Origin of the sequence: Nonomuraea sediminis (assembly GCF_018531495.1) — a bacterium.
Classification (GTDB): Bacteria; Actinomycetota; Actinomycetes; order Streptosporangiales; family Streptosporangiaceae; genus Nonomuraea; species Nonomuraea sediminis.
The window spans coordinates 284,095-306,293 of sequence record NZ_JAHDTI010000004.1; the positions used below are offsets into that span (position 1 = coordinate 284,095).

At 70.3% G+C, this 22,199-nt stretch carries 21 protein-coding genes and 1 pseudogene; 14 read left to right on the forward strand and 8 right to left on the reverse strand.

The annotated features are described in order from the left end of the window. Window positions 1-8 precede the first annotated feature (8 nt). The 3 genes from KIK09_RS21165 (at window position 9) to KIK09_RS21175 (ending at window position 2,012) form a co-directional block, all read left to right on the forward strand. Window positions 9-653, forward strand: a complete 645-nt coding sequence (locus KIK09_RS21165) for an HAD family hydrolase (RefSeq protein ID WP_214321000.1) — start codon at window positions 9-11, stop codon at window positions 651-653. A 31-nt stretch (window positions 654-684) separates the two neighbouring features. After that, window positions 685-1,185 carry a DUF6912 family protein gene (locus KIK09_RS21170; protein WP_214321001.1) on the forward strand — a complete coding sequence of 167 codons (501 nt, stop codon included), beginning with the start codon at window positions 685-687 and terminating at the stop codon, window positions 1,183-1,185. Between the two features lie 200 nt (window positions 1,186-1,385). Continuing rightward, window positions 1,386-2,012, forward strand: a complete 627-nt coding sequence (locus KIK09_RS21175) for an HAD family hydrolase (RefSeq protein ID WP_214321002.1) — start codon at window positions 1,386-1,388, stop codon at window positions 2,010-2,012. A 470-nt stretch (window positions 2,013-2,482) separates the two neighbouring features. Here KIK09_RS21175 and KIK09_RS21180 read toward each other — a convergent pair whose 3' ends face one another. Beyond that, window positions 2,483-2,980, reverse strand: a complete 498-nt coding sequence (locus KIK09_RS21180; RefSeq protein ID WP_250573532.1) for a TetR/AcrR family transcriptional regulator — start codon at window positions 2,978-2,980, stop codon at window positions 2,483-2,485. 75 nt (window positions 2,981-3,055) lie between these two features. Further along, window positions 3,056-3,529, reverse strand: coding sequence for a nuclear transport factor 2 family protein (locus KIK09_RS21185; RefSeq protein ID WP_214321003.1), 474 nt, complete (start codon window positions 3,527-3,529; stop codon window positions 3,056-3,058). A 719-nt stretch (window positions 3,530-4,248) separates the two neighbouring features. Between KIK09_RS21185 and KIK09_RS21190 the strand changes: the two genes are divergently transcribed. Further along, entirely contained in the window at window positions 4,249-4,638 is a 390-nt protein-coding gene (locus KIK09_RS21190) for a YunG family protein (RefSeq protein WP_214321004.1), read from the forward strand. Between the two features lie 664 nt (window positions 4,639-5,302). Then, window positions 5,303-6,010 carry an HAD family hydrolase gene (locus tag KIK09_RS21195; protein ID WP_214321005.1) on the forward strand — a complete coding sequence of 236 codons (708 nt, stop codon included), beginning with the start codon at window positions 5,303-5,305 and terminating at the stop codon, window positions 6,008-6,010. Window positions 6,011-6,216: 206 nt separating this feature from the next. On the opposite strand, the gene KIK09_RS21200 is transcribed toward KIK09_RS21195, so the two are convergent. Continuing rightward, window positions 6,217-7,749 (reverse strand): penicillin-binding transpeptidase domain-containing protein, encoded by a 1,533-nt coding sequence (locus tag KIK09_RS21200; RefSeq protein ID WP_214321006.1) that lies wholly within the window; start codon window positions 7,747-7,749, stop codon window positions 6,217-6,219. Between the two features lie 87 nt (window positions 7,750-7,836). Between KIK09_RS21200 and KIK09_RS21205 the strand changes: the two genes are divergently transcribed. From KIK09_RS21205 to KIK09_RS21215, 3 genes are read left to right on the forward strand one after another with little or no spacing between them, the layout of a single operon-like run. Then, the gene (locus KIK09_RS21205) at window positions 7,837-8,754 is read left to right on the forward strand and encodes a LysR family transcriptional regulator (RefSeq protein WP_214321007.1); all 918 of its coding nucleotides are present in this window, start codon (window positions 7,837-7,839) and stop codon (window positions 8,752-8,754) included. Further along, a complete protein-coding gene (locus tag KIK09_RS21210) occupies window positions 8,751-9,608 on the forward strand; it encodes a serine hydrolase (RefSeq protein WP_214321008.1) in 858 nt (285 codons plus the stop codon). The genes KIK09_RS21205 and KIK09_RS21210 overlap by 4 nt, the downstream gene beginning before the upstream one ends. 58 nt (window positions 9,609-9,666) lie before the next feature. Beyond that, window positions 9,667-11,517 (forward strand): acetoacetate--CoA ligase, encoded by a 1,851-nt coding sequence (locus KIK09_RS21215; protein WP_214321009.1) that lies wholly within the window; start codon window positions 9,667-9,669, stop codon window positions 11,515-11,517. On the opposite strand, the gene KIK09_RS21220 is transcribed toward KIK09_RS21215, so the two are convergent. Next, a complete protein-coding gene (locus KIK09_RS21220) occupies window positions 11,507-12,046 on the reverse strand; it encodes an NADPH-dependent FMN reductase (protein ID WP_214321010.1) in 540 nt (179 codons plus the stop codon). The genes KIK09_RS21215 and KIK09_RS21220 overlap by 11 nt on opposite strands. Then, window positions 12,043-12,861: an NADP-dependent oxidoreductase gene (locus KIK09_RS21225; RefSeq protein ID WP_214321011.1), complete on the reverse strand. Its 819-nt coding sequence runs from the start codon at window positions 12,859-12,861 to the stop codon at window positions 12,043-12,045. The genes KIK09_RS21220 and KIK09_RS21225 overlap by 4 nt, the downstream gene beginning before the upstream one ends. Window positions 12,862-12,949: 88 nt before the next feature. Between KIK09_RS21225 and KIK09_RS21230 the strand changes: the two are divergent. Further along, a pseudogene (locus KIK09_RS21230) lies at window positions 12,950-13,867 on the forward strand (AraC family transcriptional regulator); the annotation flags it as partial. A 51-nt stretch (window positions 13,868-13,918) separates the two neighbouring features. On the opposite strand, the gene KIK09_RS21235 reads toward KIK09_RS21230, so the two are convergent. Continuing rightward, window positions 13,919-14,551 (reverse strand): GNAT family N-acetyltransferase, encoded by a 633-nt coding sequence (locus tag KIK09_RS21235; protein WP_214321013.1) that lies wholly within the window; start codon window positions 14,549-14,551, stop codon window positions 13,919-13,921. Between the two features lie 46 nt (window positions 14,552-14,597). Continuing rightward, window positions 14,598-16,013: an FAD-binding oxidoreductase gene (locus KIK09_RS21240; RefSeq protein ID WP_214321014.1), complete on the reverse strand. Its 1,416-nt coding sequence runs from the start codon at window positions 16,011-16,013 to the stop codon at window positions 14,598-14,600. Between the two features lie 774 nt (window positions 16,014-16,787). Here KIK09_RS21240 and KIK09_RS21245 point away from each other — a divergent pair. From KIK09_RS21245 to KIK09_RS21265, 5 genes are read left to right on the forward strand one after another with little or no spacing between them, the layout of a single operon-like run. After that, the gene (locus KIK09_RS21245) at window positions 16,788-17,831 is read left to right on the forward strand and encodes a LacI family DNA-binding transcriptional regulator (protein WP_214321015.1); all 1,044 of its coding nucleotides are present in this window, start codon (window positions 16,788-16,790) and stop codon (window positions 17,829-17,831) included. Further along, window positions 17,821-18,180: a D-ribose pyranase gene (gene rbsD, locus KIK09_RS21250; protein WP_214321016.1), complete on the forward strand. Its 360-nt coding sequence runs from the start codon at window positions 17,821-17,823 to the stop codon at window positions 18,178-18,180. Before KIK09_RS21245 ends, rbsD begins: the two co-directional genes overlap by 11 nt. Window positions 18,181-18,198: 18 nt before the next feature. Beyond that, window positions 18,199-19,164 carry a sugar ABC transporter substrate-binding protein gene (locus KIK09_RS21255; protein WP_214321017.1) on the forward strand — a complete coding sequence of 322 codons (966 nt, stop codon included), beginning with the start codon at window positions 18,199-18,201 and terminating at the stop codon, window positions 19,162-19,164. After that, window positions 19,161-20,645: a sugar ABC transporter ATP-binding protein gene (locus KIK09_RS21260; RefSeq protein ID WP_214321018.1), complete on the forward strand. Its 1,485-nt coding sequence runs from the start codon at window positions 19,161-19,163 to the stop codon at window positions 20,643-20,645. Before KIK09_RS21255 ends, KIK09_RS21260 begins: the two co-directional genes overlap by 4 nt. After that, window positions 20,646-21,614 (forward strand): ABC transporter permease, encoded by a 969-nt coding sequence (locus KIK09_RS21265; RefSeq protein ID WP_214321019.1) that lies wholly within the window; start codon window positions 20,646-20,648, stop codon window positions 21,612-21,614. 132 nt (window positions 21,615-21,746) lie between these two features. On the opposite strand, the gene KIK09_RS21270 is transcribed toward KIK09_RS21265, so the two are convergent. Continuing rightward, window positions 21,747-22,190, reverse strand: coding sequence for a hypothetical protein (locus KIK09_RS21270; protein ID WP_214321020.1), 444 nt, complete (start codon window positions 22,188-22,190; stop codon window positions 21,747-21,749). Window positions 22,191-22,199: the final 9 nt, after the last annotated feature.

A 22,199-nucleotide genomic window follows, 5' to 3' on the forward strand; every position in this document is an offset into this window, starting at 1 on the left:
AGGCGTCCGTGGTCAGTGGTGTGCTGATCGACTGGGGCGGGGTGCTCACGACCGGCCTGTCCGAGTCGATCACCAAGTGGATCGAGGCCGACAGGATCGACGACGTCCACTACCGGAGTGTGATGGGCGAGCTCGTCTCGCAGGCCTACGGCGACAACCAGGAGAATCTGGTTCACGCCCTGGAGCGCGGCGAGATCGACGGTGCCGTCTTCGAGCGTGATCTGGCTGTCCGGCTGCGCACCCTGGACGGGGTGCCGCCGGTGGCGGAGGGGCTGCTGGCGCGCATGTTCGCCGGGTTCGAACCCGTCACGCCCATGTACGACATGCTGCGCGTCGTACGGAAAAATGGCGTCAAAACGTGCTTGCTCTCTAACTCATGGTCGAACACCTACCCGCGCGACCTCTTCGACGGGCTCTTCGACGCGGTGGTGATCTCGGCCGAGGTGGGCATGCGCAAGCCCGAGCCGGGCATCTACCGGCACGCGCTCGAGCTCGTGGCGCTGCCGGGCGAGGAATGCGTGTTCATCGACGACCTCGAGGCCAACATCGTGGCCGCGCGTGCCCTGGGCATCACCGGCATCCACCACCGCGATCCTGACACGACTCTCGCGGAACTCGAGTCTCTCCTCCGTCTCCCGTTGCGGCGGGCATGATAGAGCTCTTGCATCTGGTGAAAGGTTTCTGATGCGCGTCTATCTGCCGTGCACGCTGCCCGCGCTGACCCGAGCGGTCGAGAAGGGCGAGCTGGGCCCGGCCCCCTTGACCGGCTTCGCGGTGACGCCCGCGCTGACGGAGTGGTACGCCTCGGGTGACACCGAGGAACTGGAGTACGTGGCGCTCACCGAGGCGGCCCGCGCCTCGCTGCGCATGCTGGCGGCCGACAAGTCCGACGGCCTGGAGATCGCGCCGCGGCGCGTGGTCGTGGCCGCCGAGGTGCCCGACGTGGTCATGGGCGCCGACCTGGAGGAGAAGGCCAGGGTACGGTTGCCAGACGCGGTGCCGCTGGCCAAGGTCGCCGCGGTGCACGTCGACGACCCGTCGGCGGCGTCCGACATCTCGGCCGCGATCGAGGCCCTGCCGGCCTCCGACGCGGGCGACGACGACGCCCGCTTCACGGTCGACGGCGCCGAGGCTCACGAGCTGATGTGGTACGCCACCCAGGAGATCCCGGACCTGCTCGCTTGACCCAGATTTGACTATTCCCTGACAAATCGGCATAAACTCCTGTGGTGCTCGTGAGGCCGTTGGGCTTCACGGGTCGCATGTTCGATGAGCTGTGAGCTTCCGGCCGGCGCGGGCCGGTTGCTCTTCCTCGCCCTGGAGTCGTGCCGCGGCTCCAGGGCGTTCATCGCAATGTCAGAGCCGGCGGCTAGGCTGGGGCCGACATGACGAAGCACATCATCTGGGATTGGAACGGCACGCTCTTCCACGACATCGACGCCGTGGTCGGAGCCACCAACGTGGTCTTCAAGCCCTACGAACTGCCCGAGCTGACCGTCGACGACTTCCGCGCGGTCTACACGCGGCCCATCTGGGTGGCCTACGAGCGCCTGCTCGGCCGCCCGCTCGAGGACGGCGAGTGGGAGCGGCTCGACGTCGGCTTCCACGACAACTACTTCCGCCTCATGGCCACCTGCGGCCTGGCCGCCGACGCCCTCGCGACGCTGCAGGCCTGGACGGGCACGCAGTCGCTGTGCTCGATGGCGCCGCACACCCACCTGGTGCCGCTGGTGGAGTCCTTCGGCATCGACGGCCACTTCCTGCGGGTCGACGGGCTGCGCGGCTCGACGGGCGGCGAGAAGGCGGTCCACATGCTGGCCCACATCGAGGCGCTCGGCGCGGAGCCCGGCGACGTCCTCATCATCGGCGACAGCGTCGACGACGGCCTCGCGGCCCGCCACGTCGGCGCCCGCGCGGTGCTCTACACGGGCGGCATGACGACCAGGGCCGAGCTCGAATCCACCGGCCTCCCCGTCGTCGACACCCTCACGGACGCCCTCGCCCACGCGTGACCGCGCCTTCCCGCCGCCCGCGCGGCCGCTCTCTTGGTTTCGCGCGGTGGCCTTCTTGAGGTTCTACGGGGAGCTTTCTTGAGGCTGTACGGCGAGCCGCCGCCCCCGCCGCCCGCCGTACGTGGCCGGGCTCTGTCCAGGGAGACGCTCCTCCGGTGATGCGTGGCAGGCCGCCGTTACGCCACGCGCATTCCCGCCTACCCCGGTCCCGCGTCGCCCGCCGTACGCCCGTCCCCAGAGCGCTCGCCGTACGTCGGTCCTGGGGTGCTCGCCGTACGCCCGTTCCCAGAGGGCTCGCCGTACGTCGGTTCCCAGGGTGCTCGCCGTAGGTCGGTCCCGCGTCGCTCGCCGGATTCGGATCCGTCTGTGCTGGTCAGAGCGTTGAACGGGCGGGCGGTCGGGTGAGACAAGGGGCAGCGCGGGCGTTCGGGAACGGCATGTGCTTATGCCCGGTAGCACACGGTGTTGGGTCATTGACCGGTGAGGACGTGCGCCCACGGCTCATCGATGTCGGCCAGACCCAGCACGGCGACCACGTTGTCGAGCATCCCTGCGCCGAACCAGCGCCGCACGGCGTCGTCATCGCCCAGCAGCTGCCGAACGGTGTCAACCTGCTTGGCGTAGCACCGCCGCACGGCCTGTCCTACCAGCGGCTCCCCGGCGGCACAGTTCGCGTGCATGAGGAAACGCAGGATGGTCCGGTCCGCGACAAGCGCGGCGTAGGCGCCGCGTGCCGCAGCCAGCGCCGCCTCGGGCGCCGGCTTACCCCCACCCGACGTCGGCGAGTGCGTGACCAAGGTCTCGGTCATCACGACGGACACGTGGTCGACCACCGCCGCGAACAGCGCTTGCTTGTTCGGGTATAGGCGATAGAGATACGGCTGAGAGATGCCGACCCGCTCGGCTATCTCGTGCGTCGTCGTGCCGTAGAAACCCTTCTGCGCGAAGCAATCGATCGCGGCGGCCATGATGGCGCGACGTCTTTCGTCGCTCTTCGTGCTAGTGCCGGCGGCAGGCATGGGCATCACTTACCACGGCTCGCCTCAGCTTCCGAAAGTCACGCTGAGGTCAGGGTCGGACGGCACGTCGCGGGGTGTGAGCGCCTCGATGGCTACCAGCGGGTTCCAGTAGTCCAGGTAGTGGGTGATGAGCGCGTCGTCATCGGTCCGGACGACGGAGATGCACGTCTGCTCGTACGGCTTGCCGGTCGGCAGCGCCGTGCCCGTCGAGCGGAATTCCGCGATCACGAGACTCGGATCGACCGTCTCGTGGAACGCCAGATCGACGAACTCTACGTCAAAGGTCTCGGGGAAGTTACTCATGTGCGCGAACAGTGCGTCTCGCCCCGTTACCCGTCGAGGCATGCCGGTCGGTGCGAACGGGAACTCGAGGACCGCGTCCGGGGCGAACAGCTTCACCCATTCGTCGATGCGTCCTGCGGCGGTAAGGCGCAGATGTTCGGCCACGGTGTGCTGGGCAGCGGCGCGGCGGTTGGCGTCGTCTTTCTCGGCTGTCATATCGACTCCTACGTTAGTGATTGACCTATAACATACCAGAGCGCAGCAGTCGTGCCGATCGTTGGCCGCTGCTCGAGGAAGACGGGGTGCCTGGCAGAGGCGGGCGCAGCGAGAGCAGGCTGGAGCTGTCGCAAAACCGCAGTTCGATGAGGTCGAAGACACCACGTGATCGCCGACGAGGTGAACGCGGTCGAGGTAGCCGCCAGGTGGGCGCTGTTGGCACGATCCAGCTCCTACAAGATCATCGAGGCGGTTCGAGTGATGTTCGTTTCGTGTGCGACGCCATGGTGAGGATGAGCGCCTGACTTGCGGTGATTCGATCGCCTTTTCGATGACGGTTGGAGATCGATCGATCCGTCTTGGTTGAGTGCGCTCCGGGTGGGCGGAAACGTGACGACGTCCGTTGAGAAGGCCACGACCCTCCCGATTCTCTTGGCGGAGCAGGCGGGAGGGCCGTGGACGCGAGCCCCGGAGGGCACTGTGGTCGCGGTAGAGGCCTAAGCCGGCCACCTTCGCCGCCGACAAGACCATCGTCGACGAAGCCGCCACCCGCACCGCCATCAATGAAGTCATCGCAGCCGAGTGGCAGAAACCAGCCCCGGCTCGAGGCCTTCGCCAAGTGGGCTGTGATCGTTGACCCGCAGTCCTGGCGGCCGACTACATGTACGTGCACATCGGTCACGCCGCAGATTGTCACACCCTTCTGCGACTCTCCCAGGATGCTGAACGTGGAACATCTGCGGCCGTTACTGCGGGCCGCCTGGGGGCCCGACACCTGCGATCCAGTAGGCCGTGAACAGTGGCGGCCCGACAACCCGGCAAGGAGCCAGTGCGGGACGACGGCACTGGTAGTGCAGGACCTGCTCGGAGGTGACCTGATCCTTGGCGAGGTCCATGTCGGTGGAGCCAAGGTCTGGAACCACTATTGGAATCGGCTGCCTGACGGCACAGAAGTGGACTTCACGTCCGATCAATTTCAACCCGGCGAGGTCGTTGTCGGTGGTCGCGTACAGCATCGGCCACCGGATGCGCCTCGCCGGTGCCGCGAGGAGTACGAGCTGCTCCGACAGCGGGTGCTTTCTGCCCTGGCCTCGCCGCGACTCGACTGAAGAAGGCCTGCCAGTGGCGCCATGAATCGCGATCTTGTAGTGCGCCACTCACAGAAGCGGCCATTCGTTAACGATCTCGTTTGTCGCGAGGCCCCGGAAACCTAGCTTGGACCTCCGCGGTCACCCGCCAATGCGCCCTGCACACGCAGACCCCGTCCGCCTCACGCTGCCGGGGTCTGCTCACACCGCCACATCCTCACGGTGAATGACGTGCCCGTCCTCATCTTGAGTGTCCGGGAACACCGCTCTTGCGGTCCTGCTGCTGGTGACGGGCGTTTCGCTGATCCTGGACCCGCCATTTCGGGGGCTCTGTCCAGGGAGATGCTCCTCCGGTGACGCGTGGTCGGCCGCCGTTACGCCACCCGCATTCCCGCCTACCCCGGTCCCGCGTCGCCCGCCGTACGCCCGTTCCCAGAGCGCTCGCCGTACGTCGGTCGGTCCTGGGGTGCTCGCCGTACGGCTGTTCCCGGGGTGCTCGCTGTAGGTCGTTCTGGGGTACTCGCCGTACGGGGCAGCTGTCGGGCTGATCTTGGAGGGTGTCCTGTTTTCTCGGGTGAGGTGCGGGGTGGGGGAATCATGCTTAAATGAGCCGTCCGGGGCGGCGTAGAGGGGTGGGGGTCGTACCCTGACTGGGATCCCTCAGGAGGCTGCCATCAATCGCCTAGTGCTATGGAACGTCGACCTGACGCTGGTCGACGTCGCGATCGTGACCAGGGAAGCGTACGCAGAGGCGTTCCGGGTCGTGACGGGGCGACCGCTGGTGAAGCTGGCTCCTGCGATGGGCCGGCCCGATTCGGAGATCGTGTTCGAGACGCTGGCCGTGAACGGCATCGTGGCCGAGGACGATCACCTGCCCAGGTTCCTGTCGGCACTGGCCGTCGCGTTCGCCGACCGGCACAAGCGGCTGGCCAAGGACGGCCGGATGATGCCCGGCGCCAAGGACGCGCTGAAGGCCGTCTCCAGGCTCGACGGCGTGGTCCAGTCCGTGCTGACGGGCACGATCAAGAGCAACGCCGTGCACAAGCTGAAGGCGTTCGGCCTGGAGAAGTACATCGACTTCGAGATCGGTGGTTACGGCGAGGAGGTCTATCCGAAGGCCACGCTGCTCCAGGTCGCGCAGGGCCGGGCCAAGGAGCATCTCGGAACGCCGTTCACCCCGGCGAACACCGTGGTCATCGGCGACTCGACGCGCGACGTCCAGGCGGCCAGGATCGGCGGCGCGGCGATGATCGGCGTCGCCTCGGGGCGCTCGATGGCGGCCGAGCTGCGCGAGGCGGGCGCCGACATCGTGCTGCCCGACCTGTCCAACGCCTCCGAGGTGGTGGCCGCCGTCGCGGGCCTGACCGCCCCGCTCGACAGACAAGCAGGCTGACCCGGTACGGCAAGGCCGAGCACGATCCCACGCCAGGTTGCTCACCCGAAGACACCCGGCGAGGCTGGCAGCGTCGGGCGAGTGTCAGGGAGGTCCGCAAAAGCGGACAGACGGTCGCCCACTGAGGGCTGCACGCGGTCGGGCGGGCGCCCCGCCGGGTGAAGGCCGGAAAGGTCGGGCGGGGGCTGGATGTGTGTGGGTGGGGGTCAGGCCAGGCGCTTGAGGAAGCGGGAGGCGATGGGGGCCGCGACGGCCGCGCCGGTGCCGCCGCCCTCGACGATCACGGCGAAGGCCACGTCGCCCCGGTAGCCGATGAACCACGAGTGGGTGGGCGGCTCCTTGCCCGATCCGTACTCGGCGGTTCCCGTCTTGCCCGCCGTACCGGAAGGGAAGGGGACGGCGTGCGCGGTGCCTTCGGAGATCACCGCGGGCATGAGCGAGCGCAGGGCCTTCACCACCGCGGGCTCCAGCGGCCGGGGCTTGACGGAACGGTCGGGCACCAGCGCGGGAGGCACGATGCGGGGCGGACGCCAGGTGCCGGAGGCGATGGCGGCGGCCACGGAGGCCATGTTGAGCGGGCTGGCCAGGACCCGGCCCTGGCCGATGGAGGCGGAGGCCAGGTCGGTGTCGTCGCGCGGCGCGGGGAACTCGGCCCGGACCGCGGGCACGCCCGGTGTGACCGCCGCGCCGAACCCGAACGTCGCGGCCACCGACGCGAGCCGCCCGTCGCCGAGCTTGTCCACGCCCATCGCGCCGAACGTGGTGTTGCACGAGTGCGCGAAGGCGTCGCGGAAGGACAGCGTGCCGTAGTCGTGGAACTCGGCGTTGTGGAAGGGGAAGCCGCCGATGTTCTGCTCCGGCGGGCACGTCACGGTCTGCGACGGCGACACCCCGCCCGCCACCAGCGCGGAAGCCGTAACGATCTTGAAGGTGGAGCCGGGCGGGTACTTGCCCATCAGCGCCCGGTTGAACCCGCCGGGCCGGTTGACCACCGCCAGGATCTCGCCGGTCGAGGGCCGCAGCGCCACCAGCGAGGCGGGCTTGTCCACCCCTTCGAGCGCGGCGGCGCCCGCCCGGTGCACGCGCAGGTCGACCGTGGTCTTCAGCGGTTCCGAGGTCGCGGTCTTGACCAGCGGCCTGATCACGGTGTCGCCCTCCATCAGGTCGATCTCGGTCGAGCCGCGGGTGCCGAACCTGGAGGGATACACCGCCTTGATCCCCTCGACGAGCTGTTGCACCGAGCCGGGCGCGTCGGATCCGTCGATGCGGGTCCCGTCGGCCGCCAGGACGGGCGTGGTGGCCGCGTCACGCGTGATCGCCTTGATCGTCCGGCCCTTGCGCAGCGCGGGGTGGATCGTGGACGGCGACCAGGCGACCTTCCAACGCCGCTCGGTCTCGACGAGCTTCAGCGTCCCGTCGTACTCCCAGTCGCGGACGCCGGCCAGCCGGGAGTGGAAGGGCACGATGTCTCCCGTACCCGCACGGCCGGCCGAGAAGGCGGCCCCCGTCAGCCGGAGGTTCGTCCGGAACCCGCGATGCCAGGACTCGAAGTCGGCCGGCGGGTCGGCGACCAGCCGCTTCATCGCCGCGTAGTCCTGGCGGGACCATGCCGCCAGGTACGCGCCGGCGGTCTCCTCAGGCGAACCCTGGGTGCGCAGGGCCCACACGACTCCCCCGGCGACGAGAACGGGCACCAGGACCCCAGCGGTGATCCACGGCCATCTCCGTCGTTCAGTCATGCCCAAGAGGAGACCAAAGCCCCATTCGGGATGTCCAATACTGATATAACCACAAAACCGATATAAATCTGGATATAGTGGCTGGTCATGGACCTCGTCCGCCATCTTCGCTACTTCATGGTGGTCGCGGAAGAGCTGCATTTCGGCAACGCCGCGATCCGGCTCGGCATGGCCCAGCCGCCGCTCAGCCAGCGCATCAAGCGCCTGGAGGAGGAGCTCGACGTCCAGCTCTTCGACCGCTCAAGCCGCCAGGTCCGCCTGACCGAGGCGGGCAGGCTGCTGGTCGTCGAGGCCCGCGAGATCGTCGACCGCGTCGACCGGATGCGCGAGCTGGTCCGCCAGGGCGACGGCGCCGTGCTGCGCGTGGGCGTCCCGCCCGACCTGGCCGCCGTCGTCATCGCCGCCCTGGTCGCGGGCTTCCGCGAGAGCAATCCGGGCGTACGGCTCGCGCCGGCCGAGATCTGGACCGCCGACCAGGTCACGGCGCTGGCGGACGGCGCGATCGATGTCGGCATCGTGCGTCACCCGGTCACCGCCCCGGGCCTGCACTTCGGCCAGGTCCTGGTGCAGCCGCAGGGCGTGCTGCTGGCCGAGGACGACCCGCTGGCCGAGGCGGCCGAGGTGCACCTGGCCGACCTGGCGGGCAGGGAACTGCTGATGCCGCCCAAGGAGGGCGAGCCCGGCATGCACGCAGACCTGCTCGCCGAGTGCCGCCGCCACGGTTACGTGCCCGCGCAGGTGCACTCGGGCGCCGGGCTCGGGCTGGTGCTCGCGGGCGCGGCGGTGGCGTTCGCGCCACGGCTGGAGTCGCCGGGGGTCGCCTGGCGGCCGCTGCTAGGCTCGCCCCTCGCGTGCCGCTTCTCGACCGCGTGGCGGTCGGCGACGGTCGCGATCACGGACTTCTCGGCGGTAGCCGTACGGACTCTCAAGGAGCGCGCCAGGATGGCAGACGACGGCGCCACGCCCGTGCGGCGGGTCAGCCGGAGGCCGGGGGTGCTGGCGTGAGAGAGCCGGACTTCGCCGGGGTCTTCGCCGGGGCAGGCGTCACGGGGTGGCTGTACGCCTGCGACCTGGACTCCGGCCGGGAGGTCGGGCACGGCGCCGACGCGGGAGTGCCGACGGCCTCGGTGTTCAAGGTGCCGCTGCTGGTGGAGTTCGCCAGGCGGGCCGACGACGGGCTGCTGGACCCGACCGAGCAGCTGACCGTGCCCGCGCGCGGCAGGACCGAGGGGCCCACCGGGATCGCGGCCATGCTCGACGACGTCACGATGTCGCTGCGGGACCTGGCCTACCTGATGATCGCGGTCAGCGACAACGGCGCGGCCGACGCGCTGATGGCCAGGATCGGGTTCGACGCGGTGAACGCCATGCTGGCCGGCTTCGGGCTGCACGGCACCGTCGTGCGCCAGGACTGCCAGGACTTCACCGACAGCATGGCCGAGGACGCCGGGCACGGCTGGCCGTACCTGGACCCCGAGGACATCGCGCGGCTGCGGGTGCTCGACCCGGAGCGCACCAACCGCAGCACGCCGCGGGAGATGGCCAGGCTCTTCGGGCTGATCTGGCGCGACGAGGCCGCCTCCGCCGAGTCGTGCGCGTGGATGCGCACCGTGCTCGGCCTGCAGGTGTGGCCGCACCGGCTGGCCACCGGGTTCCCCTACGACGACGTGGACGTCAGCGGCAAGACCGGCACCATGCCCACGCTGCGCAACGAGGCGGGCGTGGTGGAGTACCCGGACGGCGGGCGGTACGCGGTGGCCGTCTTCACCCGCTCGTTCAGCCCGGCGCTGAACCAGCCGCGGGCCGACGCGGTGATCGGCACGGCGGCGCGTATGGCGGTGGACCACCTACGCAGGTAGCGACTTATGTGGGGGGTCAGGTATGACTTTCGGGGAACCGGGCGACAGGATGGGGCTCATGGTTGCTGAAGGTGCACTGCTCTGGGAACCGACGGCCGAGGTCATCGCGCGTGCGAGACTGACCCGCTACCTGGAGTCGGTGGGGCACACCACCTACGCGCAGGCGTGGCAGTGGTCGGTCGACGATCCGGGGGGGTTCTGGACGTCTGTCTGGCGCTACTTCGACGTAGTCGGTGATCTTGGTGACGGGCCCGTCATCACTGGGACGATGCCGGGCGCCGAATGGTTCTCCGGAACCTCGTTGAATTACGCCGAGAACGCCCTGCGCCGCGCCGACGGCACCGCGCTGGTCTTCGTCTGCGAGGACGGCACCCGCCGCGTCCTGTCCATGGCCGAGCTGCGCTCCGAGGTCGCCCGCGTGCGCGCGGGGCTCGTCAGACTGGGCGTACGGCGGGGCGACCGGGTGGCCGGTTACCTGGGCAACGTGCCCGAGGCGCTGATCGCCTTCCTGGCCACGGCCTCGCTCGGGGCGATCTGGTCGTCGGGCTCGCCCGACTTCGGCGTGCCGTCCATCGTCGACCGGTTCAAGCAGATCGAGCCCAAGGTGCTGATCGCCGTCGACGGCTACCGCTACAACGGCAGGTGGTTCGACAGGACGCAGGCCGTACAGGAGATCGCGGCCGAGCTGCCGACGCTGGTGGCGACCGTGCGGCTCGGCGCCGAGTGGGACGAGCTGCGCTCGGAGGAGGGTCCGCTGGAGTTCGAGCGGGTGCCGTTCGGGCATCCGCTGTGGATCCTCTACTCCAGCGGGACCACCGGGCTGCCCAAGCCGATCGTGCACGGGCACGGCGGGATCGTCCTGGAGCACCTGAAGTCGCTCTCCTTCCACCAGGACCTCGGTGAGGGCGACGTGTTCTTCTGGTACACCACCACGGGCTGGATGATGTGGAACTACCTCATCGGCGCCCTGCTGGTGGGCGCGGTGCCCGTGCTCTACGACGGCGCGCCGGTCGACCTGTGGCAGGTGGCCGCCGACGAGGGCGTCACCTACATGGGCGTGGGCGCGCCCTACATCCTGGCCTCGATGAAGCTCGGCAAGCACCCGGCCGGGCTGGCGCTGAAGGGGCTCGGCTCGACCGGGTCGCCGCTGCCGCCGGAGGGGTTCGCGTGGGTGGCCGAGGCGCTGCCGGGCGTCCCGGTCGGATCCTTCTCCGGCGGCACGGACGTGTGCACCGGGTTCGTCGGCTGGACGCCGCTGCACCCGGTGCGCGCCGGGGTGATCTCGTGCCTGTCGCTCGGGGCGGCCATCGGGTCCTTCGACACCTCGGGCAAGCCGGTCGTCGGCGAGGTGGGGGAGCTGGTGCTCACCGGCCCCATGCCGTCGATGCCGGTCATGTTCTGGAACGACTCCGGGGGCGACAGGTACCGCGACAGCTACTTCGACGTCTATCCGGGCGTGTGGCGGCACGGCGACTGGATCAAGATCAACCCCGACGGCTCCTGCGTCATCTACGGCCGGTCCGACTCCACGCTGAACCGCGGCGGCGTCCGGATGGGCACCAGCGAGTTCTACCGGGTGGTCGAGCGGTTCGATGCGATCGCCGACAGCCTGGTGATCGACACCGGGCAGCTCGGACAGGAGGGGCGGCTCCTGCTCTACGTGACGATGGCCGAGGGCCAAGAGCTGACCGACGAGCTGGCCGGCTCGCTGCGCAAGGCGCTACGCGAGGAGCTGTCCCCCCGGCACGTGCCCAACGAGATCCACGCCGTGCCCGGGATCCCGCGGACGCTGTCCGGCAAGAAGCTGGAGGTGCCGGTCCGCAAGATCCTGCTGGGCACGCCGGTCGAGGAGGCCGCCAACCTGGACGCGATGGCCAACCCCGAGGTGCTCAGGCACTTCACACCCTGATCGTGCGCAGCGCGGCGCCCCACGAGACCAGCTGGTCGAGCATCTGGCCGGCCTGCTGGGCGTACTTCTCGGCCGGGGCGGCCACCTCCTCGAGCGGGAGCGCCACCGAGAGCTGGACGTCGGCCACCTTGACCATGCCGAGCACCTGACGCAGGTGCTCGGCCGCCCTGACGCCGCCGTTCACGCCGTAGCCGACCACGGCGGCCGCCTTGTCGTGCCACTCGGCGAACAGGAAGTCGATCGCGTCCTTCAGCGCGCCGGGGAAGGAGTGGTTGTACTCGGGGGTGACGAAGACGTAGGCGTCGAACTCGCCGATCCGGTCCGACCAGGCCTTGGTGTGCCGGTTCGCGTACTGGCCGAGGGCGGCGGGCAGCTCCTCGTCCAGGTGCGGGAGAGCGAAGTCCTTCAGATCGACCAGCTCGTACTCCGCGTCGCCGCGCTTGACCGCCAGGTCGTGGATCCAGCGGGCCACGGTCTCGCCGGTGCGGCCAGGGCGGGTGCTGCCGATGACGATACCAACCTTGATCATTCCAACCCCTTAATGATGATTTTTCCTCTGATCTCGCCGGATTCCGCTCGTGCGTGGATATCCGGGAGATCGCGCAATGTGTGTGTTTCGGTGATGTCGACCCGGACCAGGCCCGCGTCGACGAGCCCGACGAGCTCGGCCAGGTGACCCGGGTCGTTACGGGCCACGAAGTGGGTGGCGCCCTCGGCCGGATGGGTGATTGTGACGACCCGCTCGCCCAGGATCGGGGGCGGGGCGGGAGCCAGGTTGAGCACCACGTCGTTGCCGTCCGGCAGCGGCTCGCGCGTGTGGTCCACCACCTCGTCGGCGCCCAGCGCCCGCACCGCGGCCGCGCTGCGCGGGCTCGCCGTGGCCACGACCGTGGCGCCGGCGTGCTTGGCCAGCTGGACCGCGAACATACCCACGCCGCCGCCAGCCCCCACGATCAGCACCCGCTCGCCCGGCCGCACCCTGGCGTGCTCGAACACCGCCTGCCAGGCCGTGAGCCCGGCCACCGGGATCGCCGCCGCGTGCTCCAGCGGGATGGCCTTGGGGGCCTTCACCAGATGGTCTTCCGGCACGACCGTGTACCCGGCCGCGGCGCCGGCGGCCAGCGCGATGACCGGCTCGTCAGCCGTGCCCGCCACGTCCCAGCCCAGGGTGTGCGGGAACGTCACGGGCATGAAGCCCCGGCGGAAGCCGACCTCCGACGGGTTGAACGAGGTGGCGGCCACCTTGACCAGCACCTCGCCGGGTCCCGGCTCGGGGATCGGCACCCGGTCGATGGTGATCACGGATGGCTCGCCGTACTCGTGGATGCGGGCTGCGAACATCATGGGCTCCACGGTAGGTCGTGACCATGAGACAGCCAATGCGTCAGAAGCTGGATTTCATACGCGAGCGTCTCCGGCTTAGACTCGATTCGTGGACACGCTGAGCGAGGTCATCGCCATCACCCGCACCGGCAAGCCGCGATCCGCCCGCATCGAGTGGCGCGCGCCGTGGGGGCAGCGCTTCGGCGCGGCGCCCGGCTCGATGGGGTTCCAGGTGGTGCTGCAGGGCTCGTGCTGGCTCATCCCGCCCGAGGAGGGCCCGATCCAGCTGGGCGTGGGCGACGTGATGTTCTTCCCGCACGGCGACGAGGTGGCCCTGGCCGACTCGCCGACGACGCCGCTGCCCGAGCCCGCCTGCGACCCGCTGCTGGAGCGCGAGCTGTTCACCTCGGCCTCCGCCGGCGGCACCGGGCCCGTCACGGTCACGCTGTGCGGCGGCTACCGGCTCGACCGCGCGCGCATGCACCCGATGCTGACCGGCCTGCCCGGGCTCATCCACCTGCCCGCCAGGCTCGGGCACCACCCCGAGCTGCGCGCGGCCATCGAGCTGCTCGCCGCCGAGATCGAGAACCCCCGCCTGGGGGCGGACACCGTCGTGTCGTCGCTGCTCGACACCCTACTGCTGTACATCCTGCGCGCCTACTTCGAGCAGCGGCCCGAGTCGTGCGTCGCGCACGGCTGGGCCGCCGCGCTGGCCGACGACGCGATCAGCGCCGCGCTCGACGCCATGCACCGCGACCCGGCCCACCCGTGGACCGTCGAATCGCTGGGCGCCCGCGCCGGGCTGTCGCGCGCCGCCTTCTCACGCCGCTTCAGCTCGCTGATCGGGCAGCCGCCGCTGTCGTACCTGACCTGGTGGCGCCTGGCCATGGCCGGGCGGCTGCTGTGCGAGTCCGACGCGCCGCTGGGCGAGATCGCCGCGCGCGTCGGCTACGGCTCGGAGTTCGCCTTCGCCAACGCCTTCAAACGCGAGTACGGCACGGCCCCCGGCCGCTTCCGCCGGGCGTCATCCCCAGCTGTGGACCCGCACGTGCACGTCGCCTCGCGGACCTCGGGCGCGCTACGACAGGCCGAAGAGGGGAAGGCAGGGTTCCAGATTGTGGATCTTGACAGTGGGCGTGGAGCGCCAGTCGGTGCGCGGTAGGCGGAAGCGGAGGGTGGTGACGGGCTTGCCCTGGCGGTTGTCCCGTTGCGTCCCGTCCTCCCGGTAGCCGAGCTTCCTGGTGACCGCGAGCGAGGCCGGGTTGTCCTCGAACGCGGCCGTGACGGCGTGCTCGGCGCCCAGCCCCTCGAACGCGAACTGCAGCACGGCCGTCCGCATCTCGGTGCCGATGCCCAGCCCGTGGAAGCGCCGCCCGAGCCACGAGCCGGTGGCGACCTCCCGCTTCACCGGGAAGTCCGTGGCCTCGACCGCCTGCGTGCCGACCACCTGGCCCTCGAAGACGACCACGAAGTCGACGCTCCAGCCCGCGGGCGAGAAGGCTCCCCACTGGCGGAACTGGTACTGCAGGGTGGCCCTGGCCCGGTCCTCCGGCTCGGCCTCGGTCCACGGCACCGCGAACGGCATGAACCCGTCGTCGTGCACTCCTTCGGCGGCCCGGTCGCCGAGCTCGTCCAGGTCCTCGAGAGACGGGTAGCGCAGCTCCAGCCGCGGGGTGGTGATCGACAGGTCGGTGAGAGGCCAGTGACGCATGGTCCCGAATAATCCCAGCTCGACCATCGCCCGGGAAACCGGTTATCTACACCCCCTGGGGGAGGCGGAAGAGGCGGTCGGGGTCGTAGGTGGACTTGACCTGGGCCAGGCGGCCGGCGTTCGGGCCGTAGTACTGGGCCTGCCAGTCGGTCAGGTCAGGGTCGATGTAGTTGACGTAGGCGTGGTCGCCCAGGTGGGGACGCATCGTCGCGTGGATGGCGCGCAGCCACGTCCTGTCGGAGCCGTCGGCGTAGTACTGGACGCTGAAGAGCGCGGCGCGGTGCGGGAAGGCGGTGGCATCGGGCTTGACCCGCCCGACCGCCCCGCCGAGCGCGTCGAGCAGCACCGAGTGCGTGCCGCCCTGCGCCACGCCCGCGACTAACGCGTTCACCGCCTTGTCCGGCATCGGGCGGTAGGCCATGTGCGACTTGGCCGCGAACGCCTCGCGGCCGGTCTGCTTGCAGCGTTCCACGGAGAGTGAGGCGCACCCGGCCATCACCATCATCGCGTGCTGGTAGGACGAGCCCGCCACGTACCGGGACGTGTTCGCGCCCAGCTTGGCGGACAGCGGCGCGAGCAGCCGGTCGAGCGCGCCCTTGCCGCCCAGGTAGAGGCCGCCGATCTGGACGTAGAGCCCGTTCCTGTCGCGGCCCAGGTGCAGCGTGGACCACAGTTCGTCGGGCGCGTTCGGCGCCCACGACTGCCACGCCTTGACCGCGGCGGCCGCCTTGGCCCACGGCCAGCGCAGGAAGAACACGCTGACGTCGCGGATCGGGTGGGTGCGGAAGGTGAAGGAGGTGACCACGCCGAAGTTGCCGCCGCCTCCGCCCCGGCACGCCCAGAACAGCCCCGCGTGGTGCGTGGCGTCGCAGGTCAGCACCCGCCCGTCCGCGGTGACGATCTGCAGCGACTCCAGCGTGTCGCAGGTCAGCCCGTACTTGCGGGACACCACCCCGATCCCGCCGCCCAGCGTCAGCCCGCCCACCCCGACCGTCGGGCAGGACCCGGCCGGGATGCTCACGCCGTGCGCGGCCAGCCGGTCGTAGACGTCGACCAGCTTGGCGCCCGCCCCGACCGTGGCCCGCCCCGCCGAGTAGCTGATCGAGTTCATCCTCGACACGTCGATGACCAGCCCCGTCCCCGTCGACCACCCGGCGTAGGAGTGCCCTCCTGACCGCGCCGTCACCGGGATCCTCGCGGTCCGCACGAAGTTCACGCACGCCGCGACGTCCGCCGCGGTCGCCGCGTAGGCCACCCCGCCAGGCCGCACGCGATCGTAGACCGGGTTGAACAGCCGCCGTGCCCGGTCGTACCCCGAATCGCCCGGCAGCACCAGCGGCCCCTTCAGTTGCCGCCGCAGCCCCGCCCAATCCGCCGGCGGCGACCCCGCGGCCGCCCCCAGCAGCCCTCCACCGATCAACGGCAGCATCCCCGCAACGCGCAGGAAATCCCGACGGCGCATGACATCTCCCCGGCCTAGTGATCAACCGACCGTTGAGACGCCCATACACCCCCTCAAGTTCGTCACAGTCCTGTCACTTCCTCCCAGATACGGCAAGCCCCCCAAACCCCGCACCCCCGCCACCCGCCCCCGGCACCACGCTCACCCCGCCCCGGCGCCGCGTCGCCCTCCCGCCGCACACGAGCCGCGGACCGCTCGCCGTAGGGGGCGCCGACCTTCGCCGTGCACCGCCCCGCCGACCCGGCGCCTGCGCGGCGCAGGTCGGGCGCGCCGCCCTCCCGCCGCATACGAGCCTCGGGCCGCTCGCCTTAGGGCGCGCCGCCCTCCCGCCGTACACGTGGCGGGCGGTCCCAACGGGCGCCGCGTCGGCGAGAGGTGGGTCGGTGGAAGCCGGCGCCCAGTACGGCGGGCAACCCGGGAACAGGCGTACGGCGGGCAACCCGGGAACAGGCGTACGGCGGGCGACCCGGGACCGGGGTAGGCGGGAATGCGGGCGGCGTAACGGCGGCCGGCCACGCATCGCCGGAGGAGCGTCTCCCTGGACAGAGCCCGGCCACGTACGGCGGGTGGCGGGGGGCGGCGGCTCGCCGTACGAGAGGATCCTGCAACTCGTGTAGAGAACATGCGCGCGGTCGAAGCTGAGCGGTGATATGGCCGTGACCTGCTGGAAATAGTGGGATAACGGCTTCGTAACAGCACATCTACACGTGTTGCTAAGGGGCCCTCTTAATGCCGAAGCTAGCCGTCAACACGAGTAGATGGGGATCCCGAGCAGTGGTCACTCGCCGCGATGTAGCCCGCCTGGCCGGCACCTCCGAGGCCGTGGTGAGCTACGTCCTCAACAACGGCCCGCGCAACGTCGCTCCGCACACCAGGGAGCGCGTGCTGCGCGCCATCGACGAGCTCGGCTACCGGCCGAACGCCGTGGCGCGCTCGCTGCGCACCAGCCGCACGCACACGATCGGCCTGGTCGTGCCCGACAACGCCAACCCGTTCTTCGCCGAACTCGCCCGCGAGATCGAGGACGTGGCCTTCAAGCACGGCCTGACGCTGCTGCTCGGCAACGCGATGGACGACGACGAGCGGGAGGCCGCCTACGTGCGGACCCTCATCGACCGCCAGGTCGACGGGCTCATCCTGATCCCCGCGCACGGCCCGCGGACCTGGCGCGCGGTGCTGGCCGCCTCCGGGCTGCCGTGCATCGTGCTCGACCGTGAGCTCGACGAGGTGCCCGCCAGCCACCTGCTCATCGACAACGAGAGCGGCGCCCACCAGGCCACCACCCACCTGCTCGCGCACGGCCGCCGCCGGATCGGCTGCGTGGCCGGTCCCAAGGACATCCACCCCACGGTCGACCGTGTCGCCGGCTGGGCCCGCGCGCTGACCGAGGTCGGCCTCGACCCCGGCGACATGCCCCTTGCGCACGGGCCGTTCGGCCGCAGGCAGGGCTACCTCAGCGGGCGCGACCTGCTGAGCAGGGAGAACAGGCCGCACGCGCTGTTCGTGACCAGCGACGAGCAGGCCATCGGCGTCATGCGCGCCGCCGCCGAGCTGGGCCTGGCCGTCCCCGGCGACGTGGCCATCTGCTCCTTCGACGGCATCGCGGCCAGTTCCTTCACCGTGCCCGCGCTGACCACGATGCGCCAGCCGTTCGAGCAGCTCGGCCGGCAGGCGGTGGAGCTGCTGCTCCGCCAGATCACCGACCAGTCGGCGGGCGAGCGGGTGATCCTGCCCGCCCAGCTCGTACGGCGCGGCAGCTGCGGCTGCCCCGACCCCGTGGGCGGCATCGACGGCGAGGGACTCCCCGATGCGCCCTGACGGCCTCTGGCACCCGCGGCTGCTGCACCTCCTGGCCGCCGCCGGGCACACCGACCTGATCGTGGTCGCCGACCCGGGCCTGCCGGTCCCGCCCGGCGTCGAGACGGTCGACCTGGTGTGGCGGCGGGGCGAACCCCCGCTGGCCCCCCTCGTCGAGGCGATCCGCGCCGAGCTGGTCGTCGAGCACCTCTTCGTCGCCGACGAGGCGCCGGAGACCTTCTTCCCCGAGGCGGAGCGCATTCCGCACGAGCAGCTGAAGCACCTGACCCGGCAGGCCCGGGTGATCGTGCGCACCGGCGAGGCGACGCCGTACGCGAACGTCGTCCTCCGCGCCGGCGTGCCGTTCTGAAACCCCCAAGGAGAGAACATGAAAAAGCAGATCATCGCCGTCGCCGGGCTGGCGCTCGCGCTGACCGCCTGCGGCAAGGAGGGCGGTACGGCCTCCTCCGCCGCACCCGTCAAGGCGGGGGAGAAGCCCACGATCTGCCTGGTGATGAAGTCCCTGGCCAATGAGTTCTTCCAGGACATGCAGAAGGGCGCCGAGGCGCACGCCAAGCAGCGCGGCGACGTGAACCTGCAGGTCGTCGGCATCCAGAACGAGACCGACATCGACAACCAGGTGGCCGCGGTCGAGAAGTGCGTCACGCAGCAGGCCAAGGCCATCGTGATCGCCCCCGCCGACTCCCGCGCGCTGATCGCCCCGCTCAAGCGGGCCTCCGACGCGGGGGTGAAGGTCGTCAACATCGACGTCCAGCTCGACGAGGGCGCGCTCAAGAGCGCCGGGATCTACGACAAGGTGCCCTTCGTCGGCCCCGACAACCGCGACGGCGCCAAGCAGTCGGGCATCGAGCTGGCCAAGGCGCTCGGCAAGGGCGCCGAGGTGGTCATCCTCACCGGCAACCCGGGCGCGGCCAACGCCGCCCAGCGCCAGGCCGGGTTCGAGGACGCGGTCAAGGAAGGCGGGCTGAAGCTGGTCGACACCAAGACCGCCCACTGGGAGACCGACGAGGCGCACACCGTCGTCGGCAACATGCTCAGCGCCAACCCCCGCATCAAGGGCGTGCTGGCCAGCAACGACAACATGGCGCTCGGCGCGATCAAGGCGATCGAGGAGCAGGGCAAGAGCGGTCAGATCAAGATCGCCTCGTTCGACAACATCCCGGCCATCCAGCAGTACGTCAAGGACGGCTCGGTCGTGGCCACGCTCGACCAGTTCGGCGCCCAGCAGGCCGCCAACGGCATCGACTACGCCATGAAGATGATCGGCGGGCAGTCGTTCTCCGGCTGGCAGAAGACCGACATCAAGCTCATCACCAAGGACAACCTCGGATGATCAAGGCCGAGGGCCTCGTCAAGCGCTTCCCCGGTGTGGTGGCACTCGACGGGGCCGACCTGGAGCTGCGTCCGGGCGAGATCCACGCGCTCGTGGGCGAGAACGGCGCCGGCAAGTCCACGCTGGTGCGCACCCTGGCCGGGATCCACTCCCCGGACGCGGGCTCGATGACCGTCGACGGCCGGCCGTACCGGCCGGGCGGCGCGGCCGACGGGCTGGCGGCCGGGATCCAGGTGGTGCACCAGGAGCTGGCGCTGCTGCCGTACCTGACGGTGGCGGAGAACCTGTTCCTCAAGCGGCTGCCGCGCAGGGCGGGGATCGTCGACCGGCGCAGGCTGCGGACGGACGCGGCGGCGTTGCTCGAGCAGATCGGGCTGGACGTCTCGCCCGACACGCACGTCGAGCGGCTCGGGCTGGCGCAGATGCAGCTGGTCGAGATCGCCAAGGGGCTGTCGGGCGAGGCCAGGGTCCTGATCATGGACGAGCCCACGGCGTCGCTGACGTCGCGGGAGGCCGGCCGGCTCTTCGGGATCCTGCGCGACCTGGCGGCACGCGGGGTGGCGATCCTCTACATCTCCCACCATCTGGAGGAGATCCTGGAGATCGCCGACCAGGTCACCGTGATGCGGAACGGGCGCACCATCAAGACCATGTCCATGGCCGGCGTCACCGCCGCCGACCTGGTCCGGTTGATGGTCGGCCGCGATCTGGAGCAGGAGTATCCCCCCAAGCCCTCGATCCCGCCCGGCGAGGACGCGCTGCGGGTCACCGATCTGAGGGTGGCGGGTTTCGACCACCCGCTGTCGTTCTCGGTCCGCAAGGGCGAGGTCCTGGGCATCGCCGGTCTCGTCGGCTCGGGCCGTACAGAGGCCATGCGCGCGCTGTTCGGCGCCGACCCCGTCATTTCCGGAAATATCACCTTGTACGGCAAGCGGCTGGCGATCCGGCATCCCAGGGACGCGGTGCGGCGTGGCATCAGCCTGCTCACCGAGGACCGCAAGTCGCAGGGGTTGGTCCTCGACCTGCCCATCGCCGCCAACGTCACGCTCGCCAAGCTCCGCGGCACCCTGCTGAACTTCGCCAGCGAGCGGAACGTCGCCCAGGACCTCGGCAAGCGCCTGCGCCTGAAGTCGGCCGGGGTGACCCAGCCCGTGCGGACCCTGTCGGGCGGCAACCAGCAGAAGGTCGTCCTGGCCAAGTGGCTGCACGCGGGCTCCGACGTCCTCATCGTGGACGAACCCACCCGGGGCATCGACGTCGGGGCGAAGTACGAGATCCACGAGCTCCTGCTCGAGCTGGCCAAGGACGGCAAGGCGCTCATCGTGGTCTCCTCCGACCTGCCCGAGCTGATGGGCGTCTGCGATCGGATCCTCGTCTTCTCTCGCGGCGAGATCGCCGGCTCGGTGGACCGGGCCGACTTCGACGCCGAACGCATCCTGACCCTGGCCTACTCCCGCTATCTCAAGAACGGTGACGAATAAATGATCAAGAGGATGGTCCTGGGGGAGGCCGGGATCGGCGTGGCCCTGGTGCTGCTTGCCGCCATCTTCGTGGCCGTGGCCCCCAACTTCGCCACGGAGCAGAACCTGCGCAACATCATGACCCAGATCACCCTGAACACGGTGCTCGCGGTGGGCATGACGTTCGTGATCCTGGTCGGCGGGATCGACCTGTCGGTCGGCTCCGCGATGGCGCTGTGCGCGGTGGTCTCGGGAACCTTCATGGCGGGCTCGGGTTCCGTCGTCGTGCTGCTCGGCGGGATCCTGCTGGGCGTCGTCGTGGGCGGCGTGGTCGGGTTCGTCAACGGGTTCGTCTCGGAACAGTGGCGGGTGCCGTCGTTCATCGTCACGCTGGCCATGCTGAACGTGGCCCGCGGCGCGGCCGAGCGCTACACCGACGCGGCCACGATCTACAACCTGCCCGCGGCGCTCAACGACTTCGGCACGATCACCCTGGCCGGCATCCCGGCGGTCTTCTGGGTCGCCCTGCTGCTCGCGGTCGCCGGCTGGTTCGTCCTGTCGCGTACGGTCTTCGGCCGCCTCGTCTACGCCATCGGCAACAACGAGGAGGCCGTCCGCCTCTCGGGCCACAAGACCTCCCGCGTCAAGATCGCCTGCTTCGTCATCGCCGGGTTCACGGTCGGCGTGGCGGCGCTGCTCTACATGGCCCGCCTCAACATCGCCAGCCCCATCCTCGGCCAGGGCTACGAACTCAACGCCATCGCCGCGGTGGTCATCGGCGGCGCCTCCCTCATGGGCGGCCGCGGCTCCATGATCGGCACCTTCCTCGGCGCCTGCCTGCTCGGCGTGCTCACCAACGGCCTGCTGCTGATGGGCGTCTCGGACTTCGAACGTCAGATCATCACCGGCCTGGTCATCCTCATCGCCGTCGTCCTGGACGCCTACCGCCTCCGCCTGGCCCGCCGCCTGGCCATCGCCCAACCCGCCTGACAGCCAGGCCCTCACTTCCAGCGCCAACGCGCCATCAGCCTCGGACCGCCCTCATGGGGGCGCCATTTCCAGGCGATGGCTCCGCTCGGTCGCGTCACCGCCTTCGGCGTCCTGCTCGCCGGGGTGAGGTGATCACGGGATTTGCCGGAGGACGGCGGCGGCGTGTTTGAGGTCGGTGGGGGAGATGAGGGTGGCTGTGAGGATGGCGGCCGAGGCGACCGCGACCGCCACCGCGAGGGCGGGTCTGCGGCGGCGGATCGGGGTGGCGGGGAAGGTGGGGACGGGAGCCGGGGGGAGGGATTCGAGTGCGGTCAGGGTGGTGGTCCAGGGGTGGATTTCTTGGTGCTCCAGGCCGCACGCCCTGACGTAGGCCGCCAGGAGGGGCTCGTGCGGGAGGCGGTTGCGGCTGAGCATGGTGGCGATCGCCGCCGGGGGGAGCGAGTCGCCGACCGCCGTCGCGCGGCGTTCCAGCTGGCGGAAACTGAGGCCTGACCAGGCCTTGAGGCGGCGCAGGTCGGCCACGAAGGTCGCCTCGTCGACGGCCGGGGTGGGCGCCGGTGGTGGCGTGTTGTGCATGGATGTCCC

Coding starts and splice junctions, on each gene's coding strand:
- KIK09_RS21220 (WP_214321010.1), bottom strand. CDS start 12,046: ATGATCAAGGTTGGTATCGTCATCGGCAGCACCCGCCCTGGCCGCACC.
- KIK09_RS21180 (WP_250573532.1), bottom strand. CDS start 2,980: ATGGCCGCCGCGATCGATTGCTTCGCGCAGAAGGGTTTCTACGGCACG.
- KIK09_RS21175 (WP_214321002.1), top strand. CDS start 1,386: ATGACGAAGCACATCATCTGGGATTGGAACGGCACGCTCTTCCACGAC.
- KIK09_RS21170 (WP_214321001.1), top strand. CDS start 685: ATGCGCGTCTATCTGCCGTGCACGCTGCCCGCGCTGACCCGAGCGGTC.
- KIK09_RS21270 (WP_214321020.1), bottom strand. CDS start 22,190: ATGCACAACACGCCACCACCGGCGCCCACCCCGGCCGTCGACGAGGCG.
- KIK09_RS21190 (WP_214321004.1), top strand. CDS start 4,249: ATGCTGAACGTGGAACATCTGCGGCCGTTACTGCGGGCCGCCTGGGGG.
- KIK09_RS21240 (WP_214321014.1), bottom strand. CDS start 16,013: ATGCGCCGTCGGGATTTCCTGCGCGTTGCGGGGATGCTGCCGTTGATC.
- KIK09_RS21205 (WP_214321007.1), top strand. CDS start 7,837: ATGGACCTCGTCCGCCATCTTCGCTACTTCATGGTGGTCGCGGAAGAG.
- KIK09_RS21265 (WP_214321019.1), top strand. CDS start 20,646: ATGATCAAGAGGATGGTCCTGGGGGAGGCCGGGATCGGCGTGGCCCTG.
- rbsD (WP_214321016.1), top strand. CDS start 17,821: ATGCGCCCTGACGGCCTCTGGCACCCGCGGCTGCTGCACCTCCTGGCC.
- KIK09_RS21260 (WP_214321018.1), top strand. CDS start 19,161: ATGATCAAGGCCGAGGGCCTCGTCAAGCGCTTCCCCGGTGTGGTGGCA.
- KIK09_RS21255 (WP_214321017.1), top strand. CDS start 18,199: ATGAAAAAGCAGATCATCGCCGTCGCCGGGCTGGCGCTCGCGCTGACC.
- KIK09_RS21215 (WP_214321009.1), top strand. CDS start 9,667: ATGGTTGCTGAAGGTGCACTGCTCTGGGAACCGACGGCCGAGGTCATC.
- KIK09_RS21225 (WP_214321011.1), bottom strand. CDS start 12,861: ATGATGTTCGCAGCCCGCATCCACGAGTACGGCGAGCCATCCGTGATC.
- KIK09_RS21185 (WP_214321003.1), bottom strand. CDS start 3,529: ATGACAGCCGAGAAAGACGACGCCAACCGCCGCGCCGCTGCCCAGCAC.
- KIK09_RS21235 (WP_214321013.1), bottom strand. CDS start 14,551: ATGCGTCACTGGCCTCTCACCGACCTGTCGATCACCACCCCGCGGCTG.
- KIK09_RS21200 (WP_214321006.1), bottom strand. CDS start 7,749: ATGACTGAACGACGGAGATGGCCGTGGATCACCGCTGGGGTCCTGGTG.